Origin of the sequence: Sphingomonas guangdongensis (assembly GCF_900199185.1) — a bacterium.
In the GTDB taxonomy this organism is placed as follows: domain Bacteria; phylum Pseudomonadota; class Alphaproteobacteria; order Sphingomonadales; family Sphingomonadaceae; genus Sphingomonas; species Sphingomonas guangdongensis.
This window is the reverse complement of the sequence record NZ_OBMI01000001.1, coordinates 623,942-650,276: the sequence shown is the minus strand read 5'-3', so window position 1 is coordinate 650,276 and position 26,335 is coordinate 623,942. Positions and strand designations below refer to the sequence as shown.

General features: G+C 70.0%; 25 protein-coding genes. 9 read left to right on the top strand and 16 right to left on the bottom strand.

Annotation, left to right across the window (positions count from 1 at the left end; genetic code table 11):
- Nucleotides 1-6 precede the first annotated feature (6 nt).
- Genes CRO12_RS03015 through CRO12_RS03005 form a run of 3 tightly spaced genes read right to left on the bottom strand, consistent with a single transcriptional unit; the run spans nucleotide 7 to nucleotide 1,609 of the window.
- Entirely contained in the window at nucleotides 7-651 is a 645-nt protein-coding gene (locus CRO12_RS03015) for a heme exporter protein CcmB (protein ID WP_097062506.1), read from the bottom strand.
- The gene (gene ccmA, locus CRO12_RS03010) at nucleotides 648-1,211 is read right to left on the bottom strand and encodes a heme ABC exporter ATP-binding protein CcmA (protein ID WP_097062505.1); all 564 of its coding nucleotides are present in this window, start codon (nucleotides 1,209-1,211) and stop codon (nucleotides 648-650) included. The genes CRO12_RS03015 and ccmA overlap by 4 nt, the downstream gene beginning before the upstream one ends.
- A complete protein-coding gene (locus CRO12_RS03005; protein ID WP_097063313.1) occupies nucleotides 1,208-1,609 on the bottom strand; it encodes a metallopeptidase family protein in 402 nt (133 codons plus the stop codon). The genes ccmA and CRO12_RS03005 overlap by 4 nt, the downstream gene beginning before the upstream one ends.
- Before the next feature lie 47 nt (nucleotides 1,610-1,656).
- On the opposite strand from CRO12_RS03005, the gene CRO12_RS03000 reads away from it, so the two are divergent.
- Complete coding sequence (locus CRO12_RS03000; RefSeq protein WP_097062504.1) at nucleotides 1,657-1,947, top strand: 4a-hydroxytetrahydrobiopterin dehydratase; 291 nt, start codon at nucleotides 1,657-1,659, stop codon at nucleotides 1,945-1,947.
- Between the two features lie 39 nt (nucleotides 1,948-1,986).
- Here CRO12_RS03000 and CRO12_RS02995 read toward each other — a convergent pair whose 3' ends face one another.
- Entirely contained in the window at nucleotides 1,987-3,186 is a 1,200-nt protein-coding gene (locus CRO12_RS02995) for a penicillin-binding protein activator (RefSeq protein ID WP_097062503.1), read from the bottom strand.
- 12 nt (nucleotides 3,187-3,198) lie between these two features.
- Between CRO12_RS02995 and rsmI the strand changes: the two genes are divergently transcribed.
- Complete coding sequence (rsmI, locus tag CRO12_RS02990; protein ID WP_097062502.1) at nucleotides 3,199-4,050, top strand: 16S rRNA (cytidine(1402)-2'-O)-methyltransferase; 852 nt, start codon at nucleotides 3,199-3,201, stop codon at nucleotides 4,048-4,050.
- A gap of 103 nt (nucleotides 4,051-4,153) precedes the next feature.
- Here the strand turns inward: rsmI and CRO12_RS17900 are convergent, their stop codons facing one another.
- Entirely contained in the window at nucleotides 4,154-4,315 is a 162-nt protein-coding gene (locus CRO12_RS17900; RefSeq protein WP_179640854.1) for a hypothetical protein, read from the bottom strand.
- 84 nt (nucleotides 4,316-4,399) lie between these two features.
- On the opposite strand from CRO12_RS17900, the gene CRO12_RS02985 reads away from it, so the two are divergent.
- The 3 genes from CRO12_RS02985 (at nucleotide 4,400) to CRO12_RS02975 (ending at nucleotide 6,515) form a co-directional block, all read left to right on the top strand.
- A complete protein-coding gene (locus CRO12_RS02985; protein WP_097063312.1) occupies nucleotides 4,400-4,780 on the top strand; it encodes a YraN family protein in 381 nt (126 codons plus the stop codon).
- Between the two features lie 102 nt (nucleotides 4,781-4,882).
- On the top strand, nucleotides 4,883-5,842 hold the full coding sequence (gshB, locus tag CRO12_RS02980) for a glutathione synthase (protein WP_097062501.1): 960 nt from the start codon (nucleotides 4,883-4,885) through the stop codon (nucleotides 5,840-5,842).
- 64 nt (nucleotides 5,843-5,906) lie between these two features.
- Nucleotides 5,907-6,515: a DedA family protein gene (locus tag CRO12_RS02975; RefSeq protein ID WP_097063311.1), complete on the top strand. Its 609-nt coding sequence runs from the start codon at nucleotides 5,907-5,909 to the stop codon at nucleotides 6,513-6,515.
- A 10-nt stretch (nucleotides 6,516-6,525) separates the two neighbouring features.
- Here CRO12_RS02975 and CRO12_RS02970 read toward each other — a convergent pair whose 3' ends face one another.
- Nucleotides 6,526-7,410: a tyrosine-type recombinase/integrase gene (locus CRO12_RS02970; RefSeq protein ID WP_097062500.1), complete on the bottom strand. Its 885-nt coding sequence runs from the start codon at nucleotides 7,408-7,410 to the stop codon at nucleotides 6,526-6,528.
- A gap of 93 nt (nucleotides 7,411-7,503) precedes the next feature.
- Here CRO12_RS02970 and CRO12_RS02965 point away from each other — a divergent pair, with 93 nt between their 5' ends.
- The gene (locus CRO12_RS02965; RefSeq protein ID WP_097062499.1) at nucleotides 7,504-8,955 is read left to right on the top strand and encodes a sensor domain-containing diguanylate cyclase; all 1,452 of its coding nucleotides are present in this window, start codon (nucleotides 7,504-7,506) and stop codon (nucleotides 8,953-8,955) included.
- 47 nt (nucleotides 8,956-9,002) lie between these two features.
- Nucleotides 9,003-9,167, top strand: coding sequence for a hypothetical protein (locus CRO12_RS17895; RefSeq protein ID WP_179640853.1), 165 nt, complete (start codon nucleotides 9,003-9,005; stop codon nucleotides 9,165-9,167).
- A 49-nt stretch (nucleotides 9,168-9,216) separates the two neighbouring features.
- Here the strand turns inward: CRO12_RS17895 and CRO12_RS02960 are convergent, their stop codons facing one another.
- The 7 genes from CRO12_RS02960 to CRO12_RS02930 all read right to left on the bottom strand — a co-directional run bounded on the left by CRO12_RS02960 (nucleotide 9,217) and on the right by CRO12_RS02930 (nucleotide 18,201).
- On the bottom strand, nucleotides 9,217-9,639 hold the full coding sequence (locus CRO12_RS02960) for a hypothetical protein (protein ID WP_097062498.1): 423 nt from the start codon (nucleotides 9,637-9,639) through the stop codon (nucleotides 9,217-9,219).
- 100 nt (nucleotides 9,640-9,739) lie between these two features.
- On the bottom strand, nucleotides 9,740-10,522 hold the full coding sequence (locus CRO12_RS02955) for an SDR family oxidoreductase (RefSeq protein ID WP_097062497.1): 783 nt from the start codon (nucleotides 10,520-10,522) through the stop codon (nucleotides 9,740-9,742).
- 116 nt (nucleotides 10,523-10,638) lie between these two features.
- Nucleotides 10,639-11,517 (bottom strand): transglutaminase family protein, encoded by an 879-nt coding sequence (locus tag CRO12_RS02950; protein ID WP_097063310.1) that lies wholly within the window; start codon nucleotides 11,515-11,517, stop codon nucleotides 10,639-10,641.
- Nucleotides 11,518-11,522: 5 nt separating this feature from the next.
- Complete coding sequence (locus tag CRO12_RS02945) at nucleotides 11,523-14,012, bottom strand: circularly permuted type 2 ATP-grasp protein (RefSeq protein ID WP_097062496.1); 2,490 nt, start codon at nucleotides 14,010-14,012, stop codon at nucleotides 11,523-11,525.
- A 65-nt stretch (nucleotides 14,013-14,077) separates the two neighbouring features.
- Nucleotides 14,078-15,145 carry an ATP phosphoribosyltransferase regulatory subunit gene (locus CRO12_RS02940; protein WP_097062495.1) on the bottom strand — a complete coding sequence of 356 codons (1,068 nt, stop codon included), beginning with the start codon at nucleotides 15,143-15,145 and terminating at the stop codon, nucleotides 14,078-14,080.
- A gap of 217 nt (nucleotides 15,146-15,362) precedes the next feature.
- The gene (serA, locus tag CRO12_RS02935; protein ID WP_097062494.1) at nucleotides 15,363-16,940 is read right to left on the bottom strand and encodes a phosphoglycerate dehydrogenase; all 1,578 of its coding nucleotides are present in this window, start codon (nucleotides 16,938-16,940) and stop codon (nucleotides 15,363-15,365) included.
- A 124-nt stretch (nucleotides 16,941-17,064) separates the two neighbouring features.
- A complete protein-coding gene (locus CRO12_RS02930) occupies nucleotides 17,065-18,201 on the bottom strand; it encodes a phosphoserine transaminase (protein ID WP_097062493.1) in 1,137 nt (378 codons plus the stop codon).
- Nucleotides 18,202-18,373: 172 nt separating this feature from the next.
- Here CRO12_RS02930 and CRO12_RS02925 point away from each other — a divergent pair, with 172 nt between their 5' ends.
- Together CRO12_RS02925 and CRO12_RS02920 are read left to right on the top strand one after the other, a co-directional pair.
- Entirely contained in the window at nucleotides 18,374-19,033 is a 660-nt protein-coding gene (locus CRO12_RS02925; protein ID WP_097062492.1) for an extensin family protein, read from the top strand.
- A gap of 24 nt (nucleotides 19,034-19,057) precedes the next feature.
- Nucleotides 19,058-19,936: an LOG family protein gene (locus CRO12_RS02920; RefSeq protein WP_097062491.1), complete on the top strand. Its 879-nt coding sequence runs from the start codon at nucleotides 19,058-19,060 to the stop codon at nucleotides 19,934-19,936.
- Between the two features lie 114 nt (nucleotides 19,937-20,050).
- Here CRO12_RS02920 and CRO12_RS02915 read toward each other — a convergent pair whose 3' ends face one another.
- From CRO12_RS02915 to CRO12_RS02905, 3 genes are all read right to left on the bottom strand, one after another.
- Nucleotides 20,051-22,441, bottom strand: a complete 2,391-nt coding sequence (locus CRO12_RS02915) for a TonB-dependent receptor (protein ID WP_097062490.1) — start codon at nucleotides 22,439-22,441, stop codon at nucleotides 20,051-20,053.
- A 123-nt stretch (nucleotides 22,442-22,564) separates the two neighbouring features.
- Nucleotides 22,565-23,323 carry a glycosyltransferase family 2 protein gene (locus CRO12_RS02910; protein ID WP_097062489.1) on the bottom strand — a complete coding sequence of 253 codons (759 nt, stop codon included), beginning with the start codon at nucleotides 23,321-23,323 and terminating at the stop codon, nucleotides 22,565-22,567.
- A 44-nt stretch (nucleotides 23,324-23,367) separates the two neighbouring features.
- Nucleotides 23,368-26,286 (bottom strand): TonB-dependent receptor plug domain-containing protein, encoded by a 2,919-nt coding sequence (locus CRO12_RS02905; protein ID WP_097062488.1) that lies wholly within the window; start codon nucleotides 26,284-26,286, stop codon nucleotides 23,368-23,370.
- Nucleotides 26,287-26,335: the final 49 nt, after the last annotated feature.

Below are 26,335 nucleotides of genomic sequence, written 5' to 3'. Positions count from 1 at the left end.
AGCGGGTCAATCCCGCCCTGCGCGGATCGCCGCGCCCGCGAGCGCCGGGGCGCCGGCAACGAGCAGCAGGCTGACTGCGCCGAGCAGCTGGAGCGCGCCCGCGCCGCCCGTCAGCGACCCCGCCCCGAAGATCAGCAGCGGCACCGCCACCGGCAGCATCAGCAGCCCCGCGATCGCTCCCGCGCCGCGCAGCCCCGCCACCAGCGCACCCGTCGCGACCGCGAGCGCGGCAAGCCCGGGTGTGCCGATCAGCAAGCTGATCTCGACCTGGAGCACCTGCTCCGCCGACAGCCCGAGCAGCCCGGCGGCGAGCACCGCCGCGGCGAGCAGCGGTGGCGTGAAGGCGAGCCAGTGGCCGAGCGTCTTGGCGAGCGCCACCGTGACCATCGACACGCCGCGCACTACCAGCTGATCGAGCACGCCGCTCTCCGCATCGGGCGCGACCAGCCGCTCGACGGGGAGCAGCGCGGCGAGCAGAGCTGCCGCCCAGATCACCCCGCCACCGACCCGGGCGAGCACCGCCGCATCGGGGCCGATGGCGAATGGGAAGAGCGTCGCGACCAGCAGGAAGAAGGCGACCGGCAGCAGCGCGCCGCCACCGACATAGCCTCGCTGCACCTCACGCCAGACGATGGCGACGAACGCGCTCACAGCGCCAGCCCGCCGGTGTTCGGCCAGTCGAGCGGCAGGTGCGTCGCCGCGAGCACGAGCCCGCCCGCCGCACGATGCGCGGCGACAAGGCCGGCCAGCATCGCCAGCCCGTCCGCGTCGAGGCCGTTGCCGGGCTCGTCCAGCAGCCAGATCGGCGCGCCCGCCGCGTGCAGCCGCGCGAGGCCGGCACGGCGACGCTGCCCGGTCGAAAGCCAGCGCACCGGAACGGCGGCGAGCGCCTCTAGTCCGGTAGCGGCGAGCGCCGCCGCCGGTGCGCCGCCGTCGATGCGTCCCCAGAAGCCGAGCGCGCGGCCGAGCGGCTGTTCCTCGTCGAGCGCGAGCGCGTCGTCGGCCAGGGCTACCTTGCCCTCGCGGGTGACCGTGCCCGCACTCGCGCGGAGCAGCCCGGCGGCGATCCGCAGCAGGCTCGACTTGCCGACGCCGTTCGGCCCGGTGACGACCAGCGCCTCGGCCGGCCCGAGCGTGACATCGACTCCTTCGAACAGCAGCCGGCCACCGCGCAGGCAGGCGACCCGCTCCAGCCGCAGCGCCGGGCTCACCCGGCCGCGGCCTCCAGCGCGTGCATGTCGTCGTCCGACAGGCCGAAGTGGTGCCCGACTTCGTGCACCACGATGTGGTGGACCAGCGTCGCCAGATCGTCACCGTTCGCGACCCACTCGTCAAGGATCGCGCGGCGGTAGAGGTGGATACGGTCGGGCAGCGCGCCGGTGTCAAAGGCCGACTTCTCCCCGATCGGACGGCCGGCGTAGAGGCCGGTGAGATCGTACGGGTCCTCGATCCCGAGCGCATCGAGCGTCTCGTCGTCGGCCCATTCCTCGACCAGCAGCACGACGCCGGCGAGGTGATCGGCGAAGGGTGCCGGAATGCGCCGGAGACTCGCCCGGGCGAGTGCCTCGATCTCCGCCGCGGTGGGCGCCAGCCGCTCTTGCCCGTTCATGGCCGTCGCCATAGGCTCGCGCGCGGTACCGCGGCAAGGGAGGGGACGTGATCGAGGCTCTGAACCAGGCGGAGCGCGCCGATGCGCTCGATACGCTAGCCGAGTGGGACTATGACGAGGCGCGCGATGCGATCACCCGCTCGTTCACCTTCGAGAACTTCGCGGAAGCATTCGCCTTCATGACCCAGGTCGCGCTGTTCGCGGAGAAGGCCGACCACCATCCCGAATGGTCCAACGTCTACAACCGGGTCGACATCCTGCTGACGACCCACGACGCAGGCGGGCTGTCGGCCAGCGACATCGACCTGGCGGGGCGGATCGACGCGTTGGTGGATTAGTCACCCCTCACCCCGGCTTTGCGCCAGGGTCGCGGTGCCTTACCGACCGCCGAACCCCTGCGGCGCGGGCGACACCGTCACCGTCTGGCCGCCGCGGATCTCCTGCACCTCCAGCGCGCGATCGGCGACGCCGTCCCGGCCGAAGCGGAACGCCCCATCGAGTCCGGCGAAGCCGTCGCGGTCGGACAGGCGGCCTTCCGGAAAATTATCACCGACCCGCCAGTCACGGGCGATCCGGACGGTGAGCAGCACCGCGTCGTAGCCGAGGCTGGAAAGCCGGTAGGGAGCGGCCCCGAAGCGGGTGCGGTAGCGCGTCGCATACTGGCGATAAAGGGCATCAGGCACGCTCGCGAACCACGCGCCGGCGAGCGCCGCGTTACCGCCGACACTGCTGTCGGTGTTCCACAGCTCGGTCCCCAGCACCCGGACGCCCGCGCCGCCACTCCGTCGCAGCGCCGGCACGGCGACGCTCGCGGTCCCGGCGCTGTCGGCGATCAGCACCGCCTGGTACCCGCTTGCCCGGCCGAGCCGCGCAACCGCCGCGGTGACGCCGCCAGGGCGCCGGTCATAGGTCTGGATCGCGGTGACGCTGCCGCCCGCCCCCTCGACCGCGCGCAGAAAGGCGGTGGAGGCGCGCTCCCCGTACAATCCCGTCGGCATCAGCCCGGCGAAGCGGGTGACCCCGCTGTTCTTTGCGTAGTCGACGACGCGCTCGATCGACTGCGCGGGCGAGTAGCCCATCAGATAGGCGCCCTGACCGGCGACGCTCGCGTCGTTGGAGAAGCTCACGACCGGCACCCGCGCACGGCGGGCGATCGGCGCAACCGCGCGGACATCCTCCGCCAGCAGTGGCCCCAGGATCAGCTGAGCACCTTCCGCGATCGCGCGCTGCGCCGCCGCCGCGGCACCCGGTGCCGTGTCGTAGGTGGTGATCCGCACCCGCTCGCTGCGGGTGTCGAGCAGCGCCAACTGGGTCGCGTTGGCGAGGCTGCGCCCGACCGCGCCGTTGGTGCCGGTGATCGGCACCAGCAGCGCGACGCGGTGCCGCTCCGTATCCTCGGGGATGCCCGACTGGACCGGGTGCGGCGCAGTCGGGCGAGGCGCGGTCGGCGCGGGCGGCGGCGGAGCGGGCCCGCGCGGCACCACCGTGGAGCAGGCACTCACCAGTGCCGCCACGGCAAACGTCAGCGCGCGCACGCCCCATCTGCGCGGTTGCAGCCGCGGTGCCGCCTCAGCCATAGCTATCCCCTCATGAACGCTGAACTTCCCCCCGGCCTCTACATCGTCGCGACCCCGATCGGCAATCTCGGTGACCTATCGCTGCGCGCCGGCGCTGTGCTGGCCGCAGCTGACGTGATCGCGGTGGAGGACAGCCGAGTGACGGCGCGGCTGCTCCAGCATCTGGGGATCAAGCGGCCGATGACTCCGTATCACGACCATAATGCGGAGGCTGTCCGTCCCGGGCTGGTCGCGCGGATGGGGAGCGAGGCGGTAGCGCTCGTTTCCGACGCGGGCACGCCGCTCATTTCCGATCCGGGCTACAAGCTGGTGCGCGACGCGCGCGCGGCGGGGCATCTGGTCGCGACGGTGCCTGGCCCGTGCGCGGCGGTGGCGGCGCTGACGCTGGCCGGGCTGCCGACCGACCGGTTCCTGTTTCTGGGATTTCTGCCGCCCAAGGCAGCGGCGAAGGCGAGTGCGATCGCGGAGGTCGCGGGTGTGCGTGCGACGCTGATCCTCTACGAATCGGGGCCGCGCCTCGCCGCGACGCTTTCGGCGCTTGCTGATGGGCTGGGCGATCGTGAGGCGGGAGTCGCGCGCGAGATCACGAAGCGCTTCGAGGAGTGCGTAACGGGCACGCTGTCGCAGCTGGCCGACCGCTATGCCGAGGCGCCGCCCAAGGGCGAGATCGTGGTGATCGTCGCCCCGCCGGGCGAGGTGTCGCCGAGTGGTGAGGGCGTCGACATCGACGCTGCGCTGCGCGACGCGATGGAGCGCTTGCCGGTGTCGAAGGCGGCGGCCGAGATCGCAAAGCGAACCGGACTCGACCGCCGCGAATTGTACGCGCGCGCGACGAAGTTGAAGACGACCGACTTCCCTCCCTGACAGGAGGGGTGGGTCGATGCACGCGGCACCGGAGTGGCCGCGTGCCTAGCCATCTACGTCCCCCCACCCGATCCCTGCTGGAGTGGGGAGATCTGCTCGCCTGCTACTCGGTATCGCTGGTCCGCACCGCGTCCTCGTCACCTTCCTGCTCCGGATCGATGCCGGTGGCCGGCGTGTCGGTGTTGTCGCCGTCCTCCATGCCGAAGCGGGTGGTAGCGGTCTCGCCAGGCTTCGGCGTGATCAGGTCGGGGTCGGTGTCGGGCATCGGTGATCTCCTCCTCGGCTGAACGATCGGACACGCGGACCGGTTCACTTGCGCTTGCCGCTGCGACGCGCGACGCTCCTTGGCATGAGCCGTCCGCCCAAGCCCCGCGCCCTTGCCGACCGCCGCGCCGCCGAAGCCGCGGGGCGCCGCGGCGAGCGGATCGCGGGCTGGTGGCTGCGCCTGAAGGGCTGGCGAATCCTCGACCGCCGGGTGCGCACGCCCGCGGGCGAGGTCGACCTGGTGGCAAAGCGGGGTGCGCTGATCGCCTTCGTGGAGGTGAAGACGCGGCGGACGGTCGGCGAACTCGACCTAGCGATCGACCAGCGCCGCCTGGCCCGCGTCGCGGCGGCGGCCGAGTATCTGATGCCGCGCTACGCGACCGCGGGCGAGGACATCCGCGTCGACGTGCTGCTCGTCGCACCCGGGCAGATGCCGCGGCACCTCGAGAATGCTTGGATCGGGTGACTTCCAGCCTACTCCGTCCTACTTGCCGTCCGTGCTGAGCCTGTCGAAGCACGTGCCTGGATCACGCCCTTAGACAGGCTCAGGGCGAACGGAGTTACATGGATGTCCCTCACCGTCGCCGTTCAGATGGACCCGCTCGAGTCGATCAACATCGCGGGCGATTCGACCTTTGCGCTGATGCTGTCCGCGCAGGCGCGCGGGCACCGGCTGTTCCACTATGCGGCGACCGATCTCAACTACGCCGACGGGCGCGTGTGGACGCGCGCGCACCCGGTTACCGTCCAGCAGGTTGAGGGCGACCACTTCCGCTTCGACGCGCCGGTGTCGCTCGACCTAGGGGCAGACGCCGACGTCGTGCTGATGCGCCAGGATCCGCCGTTCGACCTCGGCTACATCACCGCCACCCATCTGCTGGAGCGGGTCGCCGACCGCACGCTGGTGGTGAACGACCCGCGCGAGGTGCGGAACGCGCCGGAGAAGCTGTGGGTGCTCGACTTCGCGCGCTTCATGCCGCCGACGCTCGTCACCCGCAGCCTGGAGGAAGCGCGCGCGTTCCTCGCCGAGCACGGCGAAATCGTGATCAAGCCGCTCCACGGCAACGGCGGCAAGGCGATCTTCAAGGTCGGGAGCGACGGCGCCAACTTGTCGTCGTTGATCGAGGTGTTCAACACCGCCTACCGCGAGCCGCACATGGTGCAGGCGTTCCTTCCCGGCGTGGTGAAGGGCGACAAGCGGATCGTGCTGGTCGACGGCGAGATCGCCGGCGCAGTCAACCGCCTGCCCGGCGAGGGCGAGATCCGCTCCAACCTGGCGGTCGGGGGGACCGCGGCCAAGGCGGCGCTCACCCCACGCGAGGAGGAGATCTGCGCCGCGCTTTCGCCCGAGCTTAAGCGCCGCGGGCTGCTCTTCGTCGGGATCGACGTGATCGGCGGCGAGTGGCTGACGGAGATCAACGTCACCTCGCCCACCGGCATCGTCGCGATCGATCGCTTCAACGGCACGGACACGGCAGGCATGATCTGGGACGCGATCGAGGCCAAGGTGGCGGCGCGGACCGGCTGATCGCCGCTGCGACGCGCGACCGCGACAGGGAGCCTCCGGCGACGTCGTGAGTTTCGTCGCCGTCGTGACCGAATTCATACTCAACGCCATCGCTTGGGGCGGCTACATCGGCATCGTGCTGCTGATGGCGCTGGAGAATGTCGTTCCGCCGGTCCCGTCAGAGGTCATCATGGGACTGGGCGGGATGCTGGCCGCCCGCGGCGACATGGCGATGGTGCCGCTGGTGCTGTGGGGCACGCTCGGCACCACGATCGGCAATTACTTCTGGTACGCGATCGGGCGGCGCTTCGGCTATCAGGGCCTAAAGCCCTTCGTCGACCGGCATGGCCGCTGGCTGACGGTCGAGTGGGAGGATGTCGAGCGGCTCCACCGCTTCTTTCTGAAGCACGGTGGCAAGACCGTCTTCGTGTTCCGCTTCCTGCCAACGTTCCGGACCATGATCTCGCTACCCGCGGGGATGGCGCGGATGCCGCACTGGCGCTTCATACTGGCAACCTTCACCGGCAGCACGATCTGGAACAGCGTGCTGGCGGGTGCCGGCTTCTACCTCGGTCGAAACTTCGACCGGCTCGACGCCTATGTCGGCCCGGCGGCGATCGCGCTGACGGCCGCGATCGTCATCGGCTATCTTTACCGAGTGGCGACCTGGCGGCCCCGCGACCAGCGCTCATAAGCGAAATCGATCACGCGCGTGGATGCGCGTGGCGGTACACGTCCAGCAGATAGGCCGCGTCGACCGCGGTATAGACCTGGGTCGAGCTGAGGCTCGCGTGACCGAGCAGTTCCTGCAGCGCGCGCAGGTCCGCGCCTCGCCCGAGCAAGTGAGTGGCGAAGCTGTGCCGCAGTGCATGGGGCGTGGTCCGCTCGCCGAGCCCGAGCCGCGCCCGCGCGCCGCGGACGGAGCGGCGGATGACGCCGGCGGCGAGCGGGCCTCCCTTCGCTCCGCGAAAAAGCGGTGCGTTCGGCGACACTCCCCAGGGCTGAAGCGACAGGTAGCGCTCGATTGCCACGCGGACCTGCGGCAGCAGCGGGACGATTCGGGTCTTCGCGCGCTTGCCGGTGACCCGCAGGGTCGGGCCAAGCGGCAGCACTGCGCCCATCAGCGCCATCGCCTCCCCGATCCGCAATCCCGCGCCGTAGAGTAGTAGCAGCACCGCCCAGTCGCGCGCGGCGATCCACGCCGCCGCTGCCTCGTCCGCCACCTCTTCCGCCAGCGCGATTACCTCGGCGGGAGCGATCGGGCGCGGCACGCCCGACTTCACCCGGGGACCGCGGACCCGCGGCGAGGCGGACCCGGGTGCCGCCCAGCCCAGAAAGCCGCGCACCGCCGAGAGCTCCCGGGCGGCGGAGGCATTGCCGATCCCCTCGCCGCGGCGACGGGCGAGAAAGGCGCGCAGATCGGCGGCGGACAGCCGCGCGAGCCGTTCGACGGTGACCGGGCCGCCCCAATGGTCCTGGAGGAAGGACATCAGCCGCTCGGCACAGGCCTGGTAGGCGCGCACCGTGTGGGCCGAGCGGCGCCGGTCACGGAGGAGGTGCTGTGCATAGGCGGCAGGTAGGGGATGCATCGCTCGGCAGGCTCCTGATCCGGCTCATCTAATCGTCGCGGAACGATCCCGCATCCGGAAAAAATTAACCCTGCTTCCCGTAGCACCGCCGGCATGTTCGCGTCTGCTCAAACCACCGATCGGGATGCCGCGCGCCTGCGGGCGCTCGCTGCCTTGCAACTGCTCGATACGCCGCCGGAAGCGGAATTCGACGCGCTGGCCGCGCTTGCCGCGGAGATGCTCTCGTGCCCGGTGGGCGCGATCACGCTGATTGATCTCGAGCGCCAATGGATCAAGGCCGGCGTGGGCACACCGGCGCGCGAGCTGCCGCGCTCCGCCAGCTTCTGCACCCACACGATCGAGAGCACCGGGCCCCTGTTGATCAGGGATGCGCGCCGTGACGATCGGGTGGCGAACTCCTTCCTCGTGACGGAGGCGCCGCACTTCCGCGCCTATGCCGGCATGCCGATCCACGCGACCGATCCGGGCACGGGAACGACGGTGCCGATCGGCGCGGTGTGCGCGCTGGATACCGAAACCCGGACCTTCTCCCCCGAGCAGCAGGCCCGGCTCCGTCACCTCCAGACGCTGGCGGAGGCGCTGCTGCGCAGCCGCGCGCTGCGGCTCCAGGCGGAGCAGCAGTCGGCCGAGTTGCGGCGCGCCGACCAGACGTTTCGCCAGGCCGAGCGCATGGCGCAGATCGGATCGTGGCGAATGACGCTGGCCGACGAGCGCCTCTCCTGGTCGGAAGGGACCTTTCGCGTCCACGAGCTGCCGATCGGCGCGCCGCCGCCGCTCACCTCCGCGCTCGACTATTACCCGCCGCAGGCGCGCGCAGCCATTAGCGCGGCCATCGCCGCCACGCTGGAAACGGGTGCTCCGTTCGACGTCGAGGTCGACTTCTGCACCGCGCGCGGCAACCTGCGCCGGGTCCGCGCCGCCGGTGAGCTGGAGCGCGAGAATGGCGAGCCGCACGCACTGATCGGCGTGTTCCGCGACGTGACCGACCGGTACGCGCTGGAGCAGAGCCTGCGCCGCACGGCCAGCATCGATGCCCTGACCGGGATCGCCAACCGCGCGTCCTTCGCCGAGACGCTCGATCGCGAGCTCGCGGCGGCGTCGGATGAGGGCACGCCGCTCGCGCTGCTGATGATCGATCTCGATTACTTCAAGCAGATCAACGACACGCACGGGCACCTGACCGGCGACGACGTCCTGCGCGCCTTCGCCCGGCGGATCCGGCGGGTCGCGCCGGACGGCGGCTTCGCGGCGCGGCTGGGCGGCGACGAGTTCGCGCTGGTGCTGACCGGGCCGGTCGCGACGGACGTGGATGCGCTGCTCCCGCGCCTGCTCGACGACCTGCGCAAGCCGGTGCGGACGAGCGCCGGGCCGATCGCGGCGTCGGGAACGATCGGCGTGGCGGCGATGACGGCGGAGGTGCAGGACGCCCGCGCGCTGATCCACCGCTCCGACAGCGCGCTCTACCAGGCCAAGCGCAACGGGCGCGGGACAAGCGCGACCTGGGGTAGGATGCGCTCCGGCGACCGCGAGCAGCGCCGGAGCTAAGGAACGCGGTGCGGGGTCGGGCGGTTCTTCGGGCAAGGAGAACACCCATGACCGATGACGGCAAGCCGACCGAGACGCAGCCTGCGCCGAACATCTCGACCGAGCATCAGGAGAAAGGCGACGCGCGCCGGCCGGGCGACACGCTCGACCGAAACCAGCCGCCCGCCGACGATGACGGCGGGCGGAAGAGCAAGCTGACGGACGCGGGATGACCCGGGTTCCCCGACGGCCTGCGTCGGGGCACTGCCGGTCAGGTGAGGGTCACGCCGGGGCGGCGTCGACGCGACGGAGTTCGTCGGCCTGACCCTTGACCAGGGTCGGTGCCGGGCCGGTCGCGGGGCGCAATCCTTCGCGCTCGCTCTCGGGAACCGGTGCGGTCGGATCGGGTCGGAAGGCGTCGGGTGCACGGTTCGTGCCGGGACGCGGCGCATCAAGCGCGAGGTCGGGCGCGGCGTGCTCGGCATTGCCGGTCGTCGCCAGCCAGCCGCGGCGGTTCGCGAAGATCCCGAGCAGCGCGGCCCCGCCCGCGATCAGCGTGGTACCGATCCCGATCGCGGCCACCCGGCTCCATGACGTGTGCCCCTGATCCTTTGCCTTCCGCGGCGCTGGCCGGCGCTTGGCGGGCGTGCGGCGTCCCGTCGCGTTCGCTGGCTTGTCGGTGGTGGTGGTGCGGCGAGCGGCCATGAGTGAACCTTCGTTGATTGTGACGGCTGACCAACGACTCGGCGAGTGGCCTGTTCCTAGGCAGTTGCATCAAGCGTGCCGGGAGCTTTCTGCGCGGCGTCTACAGACCGCGACGGCCGCGCAGCGAGCGGCGGAAGCGGGCCGGCATCCAGCGTGCGGCAAAGGCGATGCGGCGCGCGGTCCTGCCGACCGGATAGTGGACGCGGGTGCCGTGCACTGCCGCCCAGGCGGCCTGCGCGACCTCCTCGACCGGCGTGAACTCCAGCCCGGCGGCGCGCACCCGGTCGCGCGTCGTCGCGTTGGAGCCAGTGGGCACCACGTCGAGCAGCGGCGTGTCGATGAAGCTCGGCAGCAGCGCCGCGACCGTGATCCCGTCACGCGCCCATTCGAGATCGAGCGACTCGGTCAGTCCGCGCACGCCGAACTTGGTCGCCGAGTAGACGGCGGCGTTGTTGACCCCGAACAGCCCGGCGGCCGACGCGGTGTTGAGCAGGCACGCACCGGGCGTCGCGGCCTTGAGGTAGCGATAGGCGGCATGCGCGCCGTGGATCACGCCGGTCAGGTTGATCGCGATCGCACGCTCGATGTCGGCGACGCTCGTCTCCGCGAACGGCCCGCCGACGTTGATGCCGGCGTTGTTGAACAGCACGTCGATCCCGCCGTCTGTACCGGCGAAATCGGCAAGCGCCGCGTCCCAGCCGGCACGATCCCGTACGTCGAGGCGGTGGAGCGAGTGGCCCGCACCTTCCAGCACCGCCCGCGTCTCGGCCAGGCCTGTGTCGTTCACGTCGGCGAGCCCGACGCGCCATCCGCGGTCCGCGAACAGGATCGCGGTCGCGCGGCCAATGCCCGACGCGCCGCCGGTGATGAAGATGCTGCGCATGATCCCCTCCGCTCTGGTCACTCCAGCGCAGGCTGGAGTCCAAGTCTGCTTGCCACAGTACGGAAGTCAGATTGCGGCGAAACGGCCATGGATGCCAGCCTGAGCTGGCATGACGGTCAGTCGAGTGGTTCGACGTCGACCGACACGTGCATGGCCTGCGCGCCCGATCCCAGGATCACGCCGTCGATCGGCGCAATATCGGCATAATCGCGGCCGATCGCCATGACGACATGGTCCTGCGCCATCCAAATGCCGTTAGTCGGATCGACCCCGACCCAGCCGAGCGCGTCGCCGCACCACAGCAGCACCCAGGCGTGGGTGGCATCCGCCCCGACCAGCCGCGGCTGCCCGAGCGGGGGCAGGGTCCGCAAATAGCCCGAGGCGTAGGCGGCGGGGAGCCCGGCGGCGCGCAGGCCGCCGATCATGATCTGCGCGAAGTCCTGGCACACGCCGCCGCGACGGTCGAATGCTTCGCGCGCGGGCGTGTCGACCAGCGTCGCGGTGGGATCGAAGGCGAAGTCGCGCTGGATCGCGCGCGCGAGGCCGATCGCCGCCTCCAGGCACGGCCGGTCGGGGGCGAGCTCGGCCGCGCACCACGCAGCGATCGCGGGATCGAGCGGGATGCGGGGCGAGGGGAAGAGATAGGCCGCCGGGCTCGCCGCGCCCATGTCGCGACTGACCCGCGCGGCCGCGGCGATCGTGGCGAGCGTCGGATCGCCGGGGTCGGGAATCGGGAGCAGCCGGTCGACCGTCACCCGCGCGCTGCTGGTGATGGTCAGCGTCCGAGCCGCCGTCTCCACCACCAAGCGGGTGACGTTGGCGAGTCCCGCCTCTGCCCGCGCCGGCGCGGTATCGCCCCCGGGCTCAACCGCCAGGTGGTAGTCCTCTAGTCGCTGGCCCGACCAGTGGATCGGCTTCAGGCGCAGGTTGCAGCGGGCGAAGCCTGCGGGCTCCGCATAGTCGAAGCGGGTGACGTGGCGTATCTGGTAGCGCATCGGCGTCACGCCAGGGTCAGGCCGGCGGCGCGGAGCGGCTCGGCGCCCTGCAGGAAGAAGCGGCGCGCGACCGCGTTGGACAGCGCGGCCAGCCGCACCTCCACGTCGCGCATCACCGCGTCGTCGATCTCGACCGCGCGGGTGGTCGAGATTACCGCCTGAAGCGCGGTGGCGAGCGCCTGCTGCGGTTCGGCCAGACCGTCGTCACCGAGCGTCGGCAGCCGCGCGAGATGCTCGCCGATGGTCGTGACCTGGAACGCCAGGCTGCGCGGATTGCCCGGATCGAGCGTGACCAGATCGACGACCGGCACCCGGGCCATCCCGGTCAGGTAACGCTGGCGATAGCTGATCTGGCTGTTGGCAAGATCGAGCAGGGTCGACAGGTCGTCCGCGCTGGCCCCGAGGGTGCCGAGCGTGCGTACCGCCGCCGCGGTCGCGGTCGCACGCTCGATCCGGCGGCCGAGGTCGTGGAATCGCCAACCGTCGGTGCGGCTCATGTGCTCCGCCGACAATCCGGCGAGCGCGGCGTAGCGCCGCTGGAGCGATCCGGCACGGTCGAGCATGTGGCCGCGAGTCGGGTAAGGCGCGTCGAGCAGCTGGAGCAGGTCGCCGGCCAGCCGGTCGCGCGACACTGCGCCGATCCCGCGCGCCTGGCGGTTGATCATCCGGACGCTGAACCCCTCCTCCGCCTCCAGCGCGGTCTTGGCAAATTGGGTCAGCTCCTGGCGCCGGATCGACGCGGGTGGCGGCGCCGCGCCGCTCGCGACAATCAGCCCGATCAGCCGCCACAAGGTGTCGGGGGCGAGCGCCGCGCCCGTGTCCGCGCCGATCGAGTGGCCGAGCAGCACGCGGATGGTACCGAGCAGCGCCTCGCCCCGCTCCAGATAGCGGCCGAGCCAGTAGAGATTGTCGGCGACCCGGCTGGGGAGGGTGCCCGGGTTGCGGCGGAGATTAACGGTGTCGACCGAAGGCAGCAGCGACACCTTGTCGACCGGCTCCGGCCCATGGACGCACACGTCGGCGGACCAGGTGCCGTCACCCATGACCACCGCGCGCTCGTCGGCATGCTCGCCGATCCGCGCGAAACCGCCGGGCAGCACCGTCCAGGCACCGTTCGCGTCACGCGCCGCGAACACCCGCACGGTGAACGGCCGCGGTGTCAGCCGACCGTCGCTCACCACCGGCATGGAGGACAGGCGCACGACCTCCTGCCCGACATAATCCTGCGGTCGACGATCGAGGTCGGCGAGCAGCGCAGTGCGCTCGTCGGGGGACAGCGCGGCCCCGACCACCGGGCGGCCGGCCGGCAGGCCGAGCGGCGCCTCGGCAAAGGCGGGAGCGATCACCATCCGGTCGATGTTCTCGATCACCTCCTGTCGCTCGGCCTCGCCGCCGCACCACCAGGTCGCGGCGTTGGGCAGGAGGAGCGACGCGCCGGTCAGCCGGGTCGCGAGCTGCGGCAGGAAGGCGTTGAGCGCCGCGCTCTCCACGACGCCGCTGCCGGGCGAGGAGGAGAGGACGACGTTCCCGGCCGCCATTGCGTCGACCAGCCCGGGCACCCCGATCGCTGAGGTCGAGTCGAACGCCAGCGGATCGAGGAAGCGCGGATCGACGCGGCGCCACAGCGCATCGACCCGCTTCAGCCCTGCGATCGTGCGGACGTAGAGCCGGTCCTCCAGCACCGACAGGTCGGCACCCTCCACCAGCAGAAAGCCGAGGTAGCGCGCGAGATGCGCCTGCTCCGCATAGCTCTGGTTCCAGCGCCCGGGGGTGAGCAGCCCGATCCGCGGTTCCGCCCGCCGGCAGACGGCGGCCAGCCCCTCCCGGAACGCGGCGAAGAACGGCGCGTGGCGTTCGATGTTGAGGCGGGACTGCAGCCCGCCGAGCGTCCGCGACACCGACAGCCGGTTCTCCAGCGCGTAACCGGCACCGACGGGCGCGCGTACCCCGTCGGCGAGCACCCGCCAGTCGCCGGCGGGCCCACGGCAGAGGTCGACCGCGTAGAAGTGGAGGTGAAAGCCGCCGGGTGGCTGCAATCCCATCATCGGGCGCAGGAACCACGGGCTGCCGGTCACCAGCGCGGCGGGCAGGTGGCCGTTCGCGACCAGCATCCCGGGCCCGTAGATGTCAGCGATGACCGCCTCGAGCAGCTCGGCGCGCTGCACCACGCCGGCGGCGATGCCCTGCCACTCCCCCGCACCGATCAGCAGCGGCAGCGGGGAGAGCGGCCACGGCCGCTCGGCCCGCTCGCCGGCGACCCGGAAGCCGGTACCGATGTCGCTGGCGTGGCGCTGCACCCGCTCGCGCGTGTCGTCCAGCGCCTCGCCGCCGACGCTCGCCAGTTCCTCCAGCGCGATGCGCCACGCGGCGCGGTCGTCGGGGCGGGCGGTGACCAGCACGTCGGCGAACGGCTTCGGCCCGCAATAGTCCGCCAGCCATCGATCGGCGATGGTCGCCGCGTCGAACAGGCTCGTCGGTACCGCTTTGCTCGCCACTCGTGCCCCAATCCGGCTTGCTGGCCGCGGTTCGATCATAAAGCCGCGGGCGGCGCAACCGTTCCTCAGGCCGGCTGTACCTCACCCTTGAACAGGATGTGGCTGCACAGCTGCGCCTCGGGCGTGTCGTGCGCTTCCAGCGCGGCGACCGTCACCCAGCCTTCACGGCGCAGCCGGGCGCCGTCGGCGGGATCGGTGCCGTGGGGCAGGAACAGCCGCCGCCGCTCCACCGCACCCGCCGTCGCGCCCAGGATCGGATCGACGTAGAGCGTGACGCCGACCGCCGGCTCCTCGCGTCCGTCGTCGTGGATGACGCCGTAGGTGCCACCGCGCCCGATCTGGTCGGAGGCGCCGGCGGCGAACAGCGAAAAACCGAACCAGTTCTGATATTCGAACCCGTGGCGCTCGGTCGGATCGAGCGTCAGCGAAACGCCCGGCGGTAGCGCGGCGGCGATCTGCTCCAAGCCGTCGAGCCGGCTGGCCAGCGCGGCATGGCTGCGCAGCTTGGCGACCGCTGCCGTGAACGGACCGGCGGCGGCGATCAGGGGCAGGAAGCTGCGGTCGATCGCGGCGACCGCGGCTGCATCCTTGGCGTCCAGCGCCTCGGCGAGCGCCGTGCTGCCGCCCATGGTCGCGACCAGATCGGGCAGGGTGAGGTCGACCGACAGGCCCGTGACGCCGGCCTCCGTCAGCGCCTCGACCGCGACCAAGACCACCTCGCGCGCGGCGGCGACGCTGTCGAGCCCGATGAGCTCGACCCCGATCTGCCGAAGCGCACGCTCAGGCTTCAGCTCGGACGCGCGGAGCTTCAGAACCGGCCCGGCGTAGCTGAGCCGGACGGGTCGGGGGTGGTGACCCATCCGCGTCGCGGCGATGCGCCCGACCTGCGCGGTGATGTCGGGGCGGATCGCCAGCGTGCGCTGCGACACCGGATCGACGAACCGTACCGCGCCCTGCGCCGCTCCCGCCTTCAGCCGCCGGGCGAGCGCATCCTCGAACTCGGCAAGCGGTGGATCGACCTGCTCGTAGCCATAGGCGCGCGCGGTATCGAGCACGCTCCGCTCCAGCCGCGCGGCCTGGTCGGCGAACGGCGGCAGGCGATCGTGAAAGCCCTCGGGCAGGAGACCGGTCATGCACGGTCCTTCGGTCAGCCGCGGCGCATTGGCAAGGTCGCCGTGCTTTCTCCCGTCCCTGCAAGGTTGGCGGTAAGAGTGGGTAGACGCCTGGACTAGGCTGACGGAGCACGCGGATGTGACCGTTGCGCGGACATCGACCCACCTCCGACCCTTTCCCTGCAGGGAGGGGAGTGCAGATGCGATCCGGGCCGAAGTACCACTTCGGCCCGCCGGTTCAGAACGCCAGTGCCATGGCGGTCCTGACCCCGCCCAGCGCCTTGACCCGGGCGAGGAGCTCCGCGCTGACCGCCTCGTCGACGGAGAGCAGCAGCACAGCCTCGCCGCCGGCGGCGCGGCGGCCGAGGTGAAAGGTGCCGATGTTGACGCCCGCTTCGCCGAGCAGCGAGCCCAGGCGCCCGATGAAGCCGGGTGCGTCCTCGTTGACGACGTAGAGCATGTGGCCGGCGAGGTCCGCCTCCACCTTGATCCCGAACAGCTCGACCAGGCGCGGCGCCTGGTTGCCGAACAGGGTGCCGGCGACCGAGCGCTCGCCCTCCGCCGTCTTGACCGAGACGCGTAGCAGCGCGTGATAGTCGCCCTCGCGCTCGGTGCGGACCTCGCGCACCTCCATGCCGCGTTCCTTGGCGAGGAACGGCGCGTTGACCATGTTGACGGTGTCGGTCTGGGTCCGCAGGAAACCCGCGAGCACGGCCGACACGATCGGCTTCTGGTTGACCTCCGCCGCGGCACCCTCGCTGTGGATCGAGATGCGCGGGATCGCGCCGGTCGAGAGCTGGCCGACCAGCGACCCGAGCTTCTCAGCGAGTGCCATGTACGGCTTTACCCGCGGCGCTTCCTCCGCCGAGATCGACGGCGAGTTGAGCGCGTTGGTGACCCCACCCGAGACGAGATAGTCGGCCATCTGCTCGGCGACCTGGATCGCAACATTGACCTGCGCCTCGCTGGTCGACGCGCCCAGGTGCGGGGTCGAGACGAAGTTGGGGGTGCCGAACAGCGGCGAGGCCTTGGCCGGCTCCTCCACGAACACGTCGAGCGCGGCGCCCGCGATGTGGCCGCTGTCGAGCCCCGCCTTCAGCGCCGCCTCGTCGATCAGCCCACCACGTGCACAGTTGATGATGCGTACGCCCTTCTTGGTCTTGGCCAGGTTCTCGGCCGATAGGATGTTGCGGGTCTGGTCGGTCAGCGGCGTGTGGAGGGTGATGAAGTCGGCGCGGGCGAGCAACTGGTCGAGCTCGACCTTTTCGACGCCCAGTTCGATCGCACGGTCGGGGCTGAGGAACGGATCGAACGCGATCACCTTCATCTTCAACCCGATTGCGCGGTCGGCGACGATCGAGCCGATGTTGCCCGCGCCGATCAGGCCCAGCGTCTTGCCGGTCAGCTCGACGCCCATGAAGCGGTTCTTCTCCCACTTGCCGGCCTGGGTGGAGGCGTCGGCTTCGGGGAGCTGGCGGGCAAGCGCGAACATCAGCGCGACCGCGTGCTCGGCGGTGGTGATCGAGTTGCCGAACGGCGTGTTCATGACGACCACGCCCTTGGCGGATGCCGCGGGGATGTCGACGTTGTCGACGCCGATCCCGGCGCGGCCGACCACCTTCAGGTTGGTCGCGTGGTCGAGGATGTCCCTCGTCACCTTGGTCGAGGAGCGGATGGCGAGGCCGTCGTAGGCACCGATGATCGCCTTCAGCTCGTCCGGCGTCTTGCCGGTGATCTCGTCCACTTCGACGCCGCGCTCACGGAAGATCTGCGCGGCCTTGGGGTCCATTTTGTCGGAAATGAGTACCTTGGGCATGTGTTGGTTCCTTGCCTCACGGCCGTCATCCCCGCGGAGGCGGGGATCCATTGCCGCTGACGCTGCGGCTCAAGCGACGACCTGCGTGTATGGACTCCCGCCTGCGCGGGCGTGACGGAGTAGGTTAGTTGGCGCCCCTCGCGCTCGCGTACGCCCAGTCGAGCCACGGCCCGAGCGCCTCGATGTCGGCGAGCTCCACGGTCGCGCCGCACCAGATGCGCAGCCCCGGCGGTGCGTCGCGGTAGCCCGCGACATCAAACGCCGCGCCCTCGGCCTCCAGCAGCGCCGCCATCTTCTTGATCAACGCTTCGTCCGCGCCCTCGACCGTCAGGCAGACGCTGGTGGTCGAGCGCGTGTCGATATCGGTGGCGAGATGGCCGAGCCACTGCCGATCCGCCACGATCTTGTCGAGTGCGCGGGCGTTGGCGGTCGAGCGTGCGATCAGGCCATCGGCACCGCCGATCGTCTTTGCCCACTCGAGCGCGGCGATGCAGTCCTCCACCGCCAGCATGGAGGGGGTGTTGATCGTCTCGCCCTTGAAGATGCCTTCGCTGAGCTTGCCCTTGGAGGTGAGGCGGAACACCTTGGGCAGCGGCCAGGCCGGCGTGTAGCTTTCCAGCCGCTCGACTGCGCGGGGGCCCAGGATCAGCACGCCGTGGCCGCCCTCACCGCCCAGCACCTTCTGCCAGCTGAAGGTCGCGACGTCGATCTTCGCCCAGTCGATGTCGTAGGCGAAGACGCCGGATGTCGCGTCGGCGAACGAGAGGCCCTCGCGGTCTGCCGGGATCCAGTCCGCATCAGGCACGCGCACGCCGCTCGTCGTCCCGTTCCAGGTGAACAGCACGTCGGTCGACCAGTCGACCTGCGAAAGGTCGGGCAGCTCGCCGTACGGCGCGCGGATCACAACCGGATCGATCTTCAGCTGCTTGACGGCATCGGTGACCCAACCCTCACCGAAGCTTTCCCAGGCGAGCGTCGTCACGCCGCGCGCGCCCAGCATCGTCCACATCGCCATCTCGAACGCGCCGGTGTCGCTACCGGGCACGATGCCGATGCGGTGGGTGTCGGGCAGGCGCAGCAGCTCGCGCATCAGGTCGATGCAGTAGCCGAGGCGCGCCTTGCCGATCTTCGAACGGTGCGAGCGCCCGAGCGATTCGGTGGCAAGTTTGTCGGGAGACCAGCCGGGCGGCTTGGCGCACGGGCCGGAGGAGAAATACGGGCGCGCCGGCTTGGTGGCCGGGACGGCGAGGTGTTCAGTCATGTCAGACTCTCCTTACAGAGAGCACGCGCGGCGTTGGGACCGCGTGGCCCGTCGGCGGCCCTATGGAGATGCGCTGCCGCCGTCAACTGCGCTTCGGCGCCACGCGGCGGACAGACCCGCGCTCGCGGCAAAGGGGTGTGACAAGGCGCGACCGCTGCGCGATGAAGGCGGCGTGTACCGGTACCTCGTCGTCTTCCTCGCCCTGTTGCTCGCCGCCTGCGGCTCCAGCCCGAGCGCGCCGCGCCTGCCCGAGCGGCCACGTAACGCACCGCCGATCACGCTCAATCGCCCGCCCGATGCCGACACCCGCGCCTGCTTCGCCGACCTGTCGCGCGAGGACGTGCGTTACTCACCGCTGCCCGACCGCGACTTCGGCGGCGGCTGCGTGCTGACCGGCACCGTGCAGCTGATCGACTACGGCGTCCCGACGACCAACCTGCGCGCGATGCGCTGCCCGCTGGCGCGCACCTTTGTCGCCTGGGTGCGCAACGGCGTGGTGCCCGCCGGGCGTGAGATCCTGGGGAGCGAGGTCCGCAAGGTCGAGAGCATGGGCACTTACGCGTGCCGCGGCATCGTCGGCGGGCGAACCAACCGCTTGTCGGAGCACGGGATCGCCAACGCGGTGGACGTGTCCGCCTTCGTGCTCGCCGACGGACGGCGGATCACGATCGAGCGCGACTGGCGGACCGGCGATCCGGCGATCCGCGAGTTCCTGCAGGTGATCCGCCGCTCGGCCTGCCGCCGCTACAAGACCGTGCTGTCGCCCGACTACAACGCCGCGCACTACAACCACCTCCACCTCGACCTGGGCGGCAGCGCATTGTGCCGGTAACAGTTCGCGCCTACCTCGGCGCGAATGAACGACACCAAGGTACCGACGCGCGTCTTTCCGCGCGCCAAGCAGGACGCCGAGACCGCCAAGGCCGGCGTTTCCACACCCCAGACCACCCATCCGGCATATACTCTCGCCTTCCAGGACATGGATTTCCTGCTCCGCGAGGACCTGCGGCCCGTCCGCTTCCAGCTCGAGCTGCTCAAGCCCGAGCTGATCATGGACGAGGCGAAGATCGCCTCCACCTTCGTCTTCTACGGCTCCGCGCGCATCCCGGAGCCGGAGAAGGCGCGCGCACTGCTCGATGCGGCGCCGGCGAGTGGCCAGCAGCGCCGCATCGCCGAGCGGCTGTTCGAGAAGTCACGCTACTACGACGTCGCACGCGAGCTCGCGCAGAAGGTCAGCAACTTCCCGCTGGATGAGGATGGCAAGCGCCACTTCGTGGTGTGTTCAGGGGGCGGACCGTCGATCATGGAGGCGGCGAACCGCGGCGCGGCGGACGTTGGTGCGGAGTCGATCGCGCTCAACATCGTGCTGCCGCACGAGCAGGCGCCGAACCCGTACGTCACTCCCGCGCTCTCGATGCAGTTCCACTATTTCGCGCTGCGTAAGATGCACTTTCTGCTCCGCGCCCGTGCGCTCGCCGCCTTTCCGGGTGGGTTCGGCACCTTCGACGAGCTGTTCGAGTTGCTGACTCTGATCCAGACCGGCAAGATCAAGCCAATGCCGGTCCTGCTCTACGGGCGGGAGTTCTGGGAGCGGGTCGTCAACTTCGAGGCGCTAGTGGAGGAAGGCGTGATCGCCGAGCGCGACCTGAAGCTCTTCACCTACTGCGAAACCGCCCAGGAGGGCTGGGACGTGGTCCGCAAGCATTACGAGCAGCACGACCCGACGATCGCGTGAGCGCGTCTGGGTGATCGGTCTCTCGACACCGCTCGAGATGAACGGAGCGGAGGGCGCCCGCGCCCTCAACCAGTCCGATTCGTGCCGAGCGAAGTCGAGAGTTCGGCGCCCGCCTCAGAAGTCCGCCGCGACCTGGACGAACCAGTTGCGGGGGCGCGCGAAGATGCGCTCGGCATAGCCCAGCGTCGCGAGGCTGGCGTTCCCCTGTATCAGGTAGCGCTCGTTCCACACGTTGTTGACGCCGCCGCTCAGCTCGATGCCGTTGCGCAGACGCAATCCGACCGAGGCATTGCCGGTCCAGTAGCCGTTCTCCTCGATCTCCGGGATGCTGCCGGTGATGAAGGTGATCTTGGACTGGTAGCTCGCGTCGAATCGCGGCGTCAGCGTCAGTCCGCCGCCCAGGTCGAAGCGCCAGCCGAGGCCGACGTTCGCCTGGAGGTCGGGGGTGAAGGGCAGGTCGTCGGCCGGGGTCACCGTCGCGGTCGCGCCGGGTACGGGCGTGATGCTCTTGATGTCGTCGTCGAGGATGCTCGCGCCAGCGTCGATCACCAGGCCAAACGGCGCTCGGTAGTTCGCCTCCGCCTCCAGCCCGCGGATCCGCGCCTCGCCCGCGTTGAACAGCAGCGGCACGACGCCCTGGCGGAAGATCAGCTGGATGTCCTGATACTCGGCCTGGAACGCGGCGAGGTTCAGGCGCAGGCGCCCGATGTTGCTCTTGATGCCGAGTTCGTAGCTGGTGACGCTTTCCTCGTCGAAGGGCACCGGAAGGTTGTTGGCGGTGGCGGCGTTGTAGCGGGTGTTGAACCCGCCCGACTTGAACGACCGGGCGTAGGAGGCATAGGTGCTGATCGCCGGGCTGAACCGGTACTGGATCGATGCGGAGCCGGTCAGCGCCGCGAAATCCTGCGTGAACGGGCGGTTGAAGATGAACAGCGGCCCGCCCTGCGTGGTCGCGAGCGTCGGCAGCGGGTTGGGATCGGGCTGGGTCGACGGGAACAGGTTCAGCACGGCACCGCGGTACGACTTGCGGTCGGAGGTGTAGCGCAGGCCCCCGGTCAGCTCGAGGCCGTCGAGCGGGCTCCAGCCGAGCTCCCCGAACACCGCAACCGAGTTGGTCTTCAGCCGCGAGACCTGGAGGTCGCGTGAGCCGGGCCCGCCGGCCAGCAGCGAGCCGATCACCGGCGGCGAGGGCGGGAAGGCGAGGAACACCGTCGCGCGCTCGTCGGTGACCTCGTCGAAATAGTAGCCGCCGAGGATCGCATTGACGCTGCCGAAGTCGAGCTGGAGCTGGACCTCCTGGCTGAACTGCGCCGACTGTGAGCCGACATCGGTGGTGATCAGCAGCAGCGGCGTGTTGTCGCCGTCGCGGACGCCGCGCGACGAGGTCTCGCGATAGGCTGTGATCAGCTTCACCGTCGCCTGCTCGGTGAGGTTGATGTTGGCGGTGCCGGCGACGCCCCACACCTCCGACTCGCTCATCACGGGCGCGGTGCCGCCGTTGACGAAGTCGCCGCGCGTCTGGAAGTCGTTGGCGCAGCGCACGTCGTTGATCTGCGGCACGTTGGGCGCACCGAAGCGCGGATTGCCTGGCGTCAGCGGCGCAAAGGGAATGGTCGCGCCCGGGCAGCCCGCCGCGACGCTGGCGATGGCGGCGACGGGTGCCTGCTCGTTGATCCCGGCGAACACGAACGGCGCGCCGTTCTCGTCCCGCTTTGAGTAGTCGGCGCGCAGGAACAGGTCGAAGTCGCTCGACGGCTCCCACTTGAGCGAGCCGTTAAAGGAATAGCCATCCTCGTTGCCGAGATCGAGGCCGTCCGCCTGGCGGATGACATAGCCGTCGCGCTTGCGGAAACCGCCGGAGACGCGCGCCGCCAGCGTGTTCCCGAGCGGCAGGTTGAGCGCGGCGAAGCCCTCTCGCAGATCGTACTCGCCGATCCGCAGGCGGCCGCGCGCGCTGAACCGGCCGAGCTCGGGCTGGCGGGTGCGGACCAGGATCGCGCCGCCGATAGTGTTGCGGCCGAACAGCGTGCCCTGCGGCCCGCGCAGCACCTCCACGCTCTGGATGTCGCCGAAGTCGATCGCTCCGCCGACCGCACGGCCGAGATAGACCTCGTCCAGGTAGATGCCGACGCCCGGATCGACCGCGGCGGTCGGATCGACCTGACCCACCCCGCGCAGGAAGACGACGGAAGACGCGCTGTTGCCGGAGAGCTGGCCGGCGGGCTTGAACTGCAGCGAGGGGGTGACCCGCTCCAGATCCTGGGTCTGAAGCACCTGGCGGTCCTGCAGCAGCTCGGCCGAGAAGGCGGAAATCGCGACCGGCGTATCCTGCAGGCTTTCCTCGCGCCGGCGGGCGGTGACGATGATCTCGCCCGATTCCTCCGGCTCCGACGTGGCCGGCGTGCTGTCCTGCGCGCGCGCCACGTCGGCACCACCGACGATCGCCGCCATGGCCAACGCCAGGTGCGATGCCACCTGGAACAGTTCTCGGTTGAACAGCCGCATGCCTCACCCCCTCCAATGCTGCACGAAGTCTCTGCTTCGTCGCGAGGACGAGTGGCTGTAGCGACCGCTATTGTCAATAACTTTGCTGAATAACTATACGCTGCAAAGCTAATCGTTGAACAATTAAGCGATCTCCAGCAGCGGCATGCCGTCGAAGTAGCGATGGGCGCGGACTCGGCGCGCGTTCTCCGCCCCGATCGCGGTGTCGTTGACCAGCCGGCTGCCGGCCACCGTCCGGTACAGCGCGACGGCGGTGTCGATCCGGTGGAAGCGCGCACCGGCGGCGGCCGCGCGGGTATAGAAGTCCCAGTCGTTGCAGTTGTGGAAGCTCGGGTCGAACCCGCCGACCGCGTACACCGCGGTGCGGCGCACCACCGACCATGATGGACCGATAACGCCGCCGCTGAGCAGGGCGGCGCGGATGTCGCCGCCGTCCCAGCCGCATTCCGGATCACCCGGCTCGCCGCCCTGTTCGACCCGCGCGAAGTGGCCGACGACGATGTCGGCGCCCGCTGTTGCCTGCGATCCGAGGAGCGCGCGGGCGGCACCGGGCAGCCACACGTCATCGCTGTCGAGGAATGCGATCCAGTCCGATCCGCACAGCCCCGCGCCGACGTTGCGGGCGTGAGAGGCGCCGGCGTTGCGCGGCATGGCGACCGCCTCCACCCGGCCCGGATTCGCCGCGGCAAGTCCGCGGACGATCGCGGCACTGCCGTCGCGCGATCCGTCATCCACCACCACGACGCGGGCCGGCGCATGGTCCTGCGCCAGCACGCTCGCCACCGCGTCGGCGACGACGTGCCCGCGGTTGTAGCAGGGGATCACCACGTCATAGTCGGCGTGGCGGGGCTCGATCGGAAAGGATTCGGTCAGGTGCTTCATGATCCGCAGCTATGTGCGGTGCAGCATGGCCGATCAAGCGGTGCTCACCGCCCGAGGTTCACCTTTGCGCCGAAGTACAGGAATCGACCGACGGGTGAGATCGGCACGTTGGTCTCGAACCCGATGTCGGGCTTCTGATCGGCCAAGTTGTTGACCCCGCCGTAGAAGGTGAAGCCGTCGCTGGTCGTGATCTGCGCCTGCACGTCGTGCTGCCACAATTCCTTGAAGCGGAAATAGCGCGGATCGACGAAGGTCGGGTTGTTGTCGGTCGCGAAGCGGCTGAAGCGCCGCACGCCGTTCTGCCAGCGCAGGTTGTAGGCGAGGGTGATCGGCCCGAACGCCCAGGTCGGCGAGAAGGTGAGGTTGTACTTTGGCCGGAACGGGCGATCGACGTTGTTCTCGACCTCCGCGCCCGGGGTCGCGAGCTGCTCCAGCTTGTGGAGATAGCCGCCGACCAGCCGGACGTCGAAGCGACCCAAGCTGCCCGCGTCGAAATTGTAGCTGACGTTGCCTTCCAAGCCGGCGGTGCGGAAGGCGGCGACGTTCTCCGGCTGGACGATGAAGCCGTTGATGTAACCGGTGCCCTGACGACGCGAGATCGTGTCGCAGAACGGATTGTCGGTGGTCGGCTGGTCGACGCACAGGGCCGCGATGGTCGACGGCGAGGCCTGGCTGATCGCATCCTTCAGGCGGATGTCGTACCAGTCGAGCGCGATCTGCAGCCGCGGCACGAAGCGCGGGCGCAGGACCACACCCGCGGTCCAGGTTCGCGCGACCTCCGGCCGGAGCAGCGCGTTGCCGCGCTGCGAGCCAGGGATGTTTACGTCGCGGTCGGGGTTGTTGATGTCGTTGAACGTCGCCGGATTGCCGCCCGCGGCCGAGATCAGCGCCTGGCAGTTCGCCTCGCGGTACTGGGTGCCCTGATTGCGCTGCCCAAGATAGCAGGGATCGCTGATGAAGTCGGCGAAGCCGGTCGTCGGGCGGAAGATCTCCGCGATGTTCGGCGCCCGGACCGAGCGGCCGTAGGAGCCGCGGAAGCTCACGTCCTCGACTGGCGCGTAGATGCCGTTGAACTGATAGGCGCGCGTGCTCCCGATCGTCGAATAGTCGGAGTAGCGGCCTGCCGCGCCCACCGATAGCAGGTAGGCGAACGGCCGCTCCTTCAGCAGCGGGGCGTTGAGCTCGCCGAACGCCTCCCAGACGTCGAAGCTGCCGGACGAGGGCGTCTGGACGACCGGCTCGTCGTAGATGCCGTCGTCGACCGAGTAGTAGGCCTGCGTCGCGAGCCCCGCGTCGGGGCGAAATCGGCTCGACTCGCGGCGGTATTCCCCGCCAACCGCGAATTGGATGGCGCCGCCGGGCAGTTCGAAGAACTGGCCGAAGTCGCCGGTGAGCGATGCATTGGCGACATGCTGCTCGACGCGGGCGTTGCTGACCGGATCGGTCAGGAAATAGTCGAACGCGCCGGTGTTGCCGGCGGCCGCGTTCGCGCCAAAGGTGTTGATCGGCACGCATCCCGCTGCGCGCGCCGCCGCCGAGCGGCACACGATCGCGCCGGACGCATCGCGCACCGCATCGACCGACGCCACGAAGTTGGCGACCAGCCGGTCGTTGAGCTTGGTCGCGCGCACGTCGGTGCGGCCGTAGGTGTAGTAGATGTCATAGCTTGCGTGGTCGGACAGCCGTCCGGTCGCGTCGATCACGCCGCGGTACGTGCGGCGCCGGTCGTCTTCGCCGCGGCGCGGAAAGTCAAAGTTGTTGCGGCTGATATAGACCGCGCTGTCGCCGTTCGCGCGCGCGGCGGCCAGGATGGTCGCGGGGATGAACGGATTGTCGAGCTGGATGGTCGATGGATAGGTGCCGCTGTAGCTGCCGAAGGTCCGCGCCTCCGCCTGGACGAACTTGCCCTCAATCGTCAGCTTGAAGGCGTCGGACGCGTCGAAGCGGGTCAGCAGGTTGACCGCGTGGCGCTCCGTCCGCGGGAAGATGTCGCCGATGTATCCCGCAACCTGGGTGTCGTCGCCACCGAGCGTGTAGCCGTCGTTCTGGAGCTGGCGTCCGGGCGTGTAAATGGCGCCGTCGCCGCGAAACACCTGATCGCCGATGTAGACCAGGCCGGCGGGCGAGCTGGCGGCGTAGCGGATGTCGGCGACCGGGCCCTGCTGGTAGCTGCCGGGGCGGGTCGGGTCGTAATTGTCGACGTTGACGAAGTTGAAGCGGTTCTCCGAGCGCAGGAAGGCGCGGTCGTCGTTGGCGAGCGGATCCTCGGCGTTGTACTCGTAGCCGAGCGTCACATTGGCGCGGCCATCGGCGAAGTTGCGGCCCGCGATGATCGACGCGAAGCGGTTGCCGGCGTCACCCTGGTCGGAGATGCCGACCTGTCCGCGCGCGGCGATCCCGTCGAAGTCGCGGCGCAGCACGAAATTGACGACGCCCGACACACCGTCCGCGCCGTAGACGGCGGACGCCGCGCCGGTCAGCACGTCGACTCGCTCGATCAGGTCGGTCGGGATCGCGTTGATGTCGACCGCAGCGGTGTCGAACTGGCTGGCGACGTGGCGCCGGCCGTTGACCAGCACCAGCGTGCGGTTGGTGCCGAGCCCGCGCAGGTCGAGCAGATTAAGCCCGGCGCTGCCGATCGATGCCTCCGTCTGCGAATTGCCTGCCGTCCGGGAATTGTCGAGCGAGTTGGTGAGCGCGGGCACCCGGCGGAGGAACTCGGTGACGTTAGTGTTGCCCGACTCCTGCAACTTGGCCGCGTCGAACGAGACGATCGGGTTGGGCGCTTCGTAATCCGGACGCTGGATGCGGGAGCCCGTGACGACGATCGCCTCAGAGTCGGAGCCCTCATCCGCTGGCGTACCCGAGGGAGCCGGTTGGTCCTGCGCCGCGGCCGGCACGGCCACGATGAGCGGCGCGGCGCCGCAGAGAAGCGCCACGCGCAGCAATTGTGTGATCGTCATCTACCCCGGAGTCCCTTTGATGGTCCCACCTCTTTCGGGCGGGCTGACT

Excerpts from the sequence above, each read along its gene's own strand:
- gshB (WP_097062501.1), top strand. The coding sequence starts at position 4,883 with ATGTCCCTCACCGTCGCCGTTCAGATGGACCCGCTCGAGTCGATCAAC.
- CRO12_RS02910 (WP_097062489.1), bottom strand. The coding sequence starts at position 23,323 with ATGAAGCACCTGACCGAATCCTTTCCGATCGAGCCCCGCCACGCCGAC.
- CRO12_RS02930 (WP_097062493.1), bottom strand. The coding sequence starts at position 18,201 with ATGACTGAACACCTCGCCGTCCCGGCCACCAAGCCGGCGCGCCCGTAT.
- CRO12_RS02920 (WP_097062491.1), top strand. The coding sequence starts at position 19,058 with ATGAACGACACCAAGGTACCGACGCGCGTCTTTCCGCGCGCCAAGCAG.
- CRO12_RS02950 (WP_097063310.1), bottom strand. The coding sequence starts at position 11,517 with ATGCGCTACCAGATACGCCACGTCACCCGCTTCGACTATGCGGAGCCC.
- CRO12_RS03005 (WP_097063313.1), bottom strand. The coding sequence starts at position 1,609 with ATGAACGGGCAAGAGCGGCTGGCGCCCACCGCGGCGGAGATCGAGGCA.
- CRO12_RS02960 (WP_097062498.1), bottom strand. The coding sequence starts at position 9,639 with ATGGCCGCTCGCCGCACCACCACCACCGACAAGCCAGCGAACGCGACG.
- CRO12_RS17900 (WP_179640854.1), bottom strand. The coding sequence starts at position 4,315 with ATGCCCGACACCGACCCCGACCTGATCACGCCGAAGCCTGGCGAGACC.
- CRO12_RS02985 (WP_097063312.1), top strand. The coding sequence starts at position 4,400 with ATGAGCCGTCCGCCCAAGCCCCGCGCCCTTGCCGACCGCCGCGCCGCC.
- CRO12_RS02970 (WP_097062500.1), bottom strand. The coding sequence starts at position 7,410 with ATGCATCCCCTACCTGCCGCCTATGCACAGCACCTCCTCCGTGACCGG.
- rsmI (WP_097062502.1), top strand. The coding sequence starts at position 3,199 with ATGAACGCTGAACTTCCCCCCGGCCTCTACATCGTCGCGACCCCGATC.
- CRO12_RS02955 (WP_097062497.1), bottom strand. The coding sequence starts at position 10,522 with ATGCGCAGCATCTTCATCACCGGCGGCGCGTCGGGCATTGGCCGCGCG.
- CRO12_RS02940 (WP_097062495.1), bottom strand. The coding sequence starts at position 15,145 with ATGACCGGTCTCCTGCCCGAGGGCTTTCACGATCGCCTGCCGCCGTTC.
- CRO12_RS02995 (WP_097062503.1), bottom strand. The coding sequence starts at position 3,186 with ATGGCTGAGGCGGCACCGCGGCTGCAACCGCGCAGATGGGGCGTGCGC.
- CRO12_RS02965 (WP_097062499.1), top strand. The coding sequence starts at position 7,504 with ATGTTCGCGTCTGCTCAAACCACCGATCGGGATGCCGCGCGCCTGCGG.
- CRO12_RS02905 (WP_097062488.1), bottom strand. The coding sequence starts at position 26,286 with ATGACGATCACACAATTGCTGCGCGTGGCGCTTCTCTGCGGCGCCGCG.
- CRO12_RS17895 (WP_179640853.1), top strand. The coding sequence starts at position 9,003 with ATGACCGATGACGGCAAGCCGACCGAGACGCAGCCTGCGCCGAACATC.
- CRO12_RS02915 (WP_097062490.1), bottom strand. The coding sequence starts at position 22,441 with ATGCGGCTGTTCAACCGAGAACTGTTCCAGGTGGCATCGCACCTGGCG.
- serA (WP_097062494.1), bottom strand. The coding sequence starts at position 16,940 with ATGCCCAAGGTACTCATTTCCGACAAAATGGACCCCAAGGCCGCGCAG.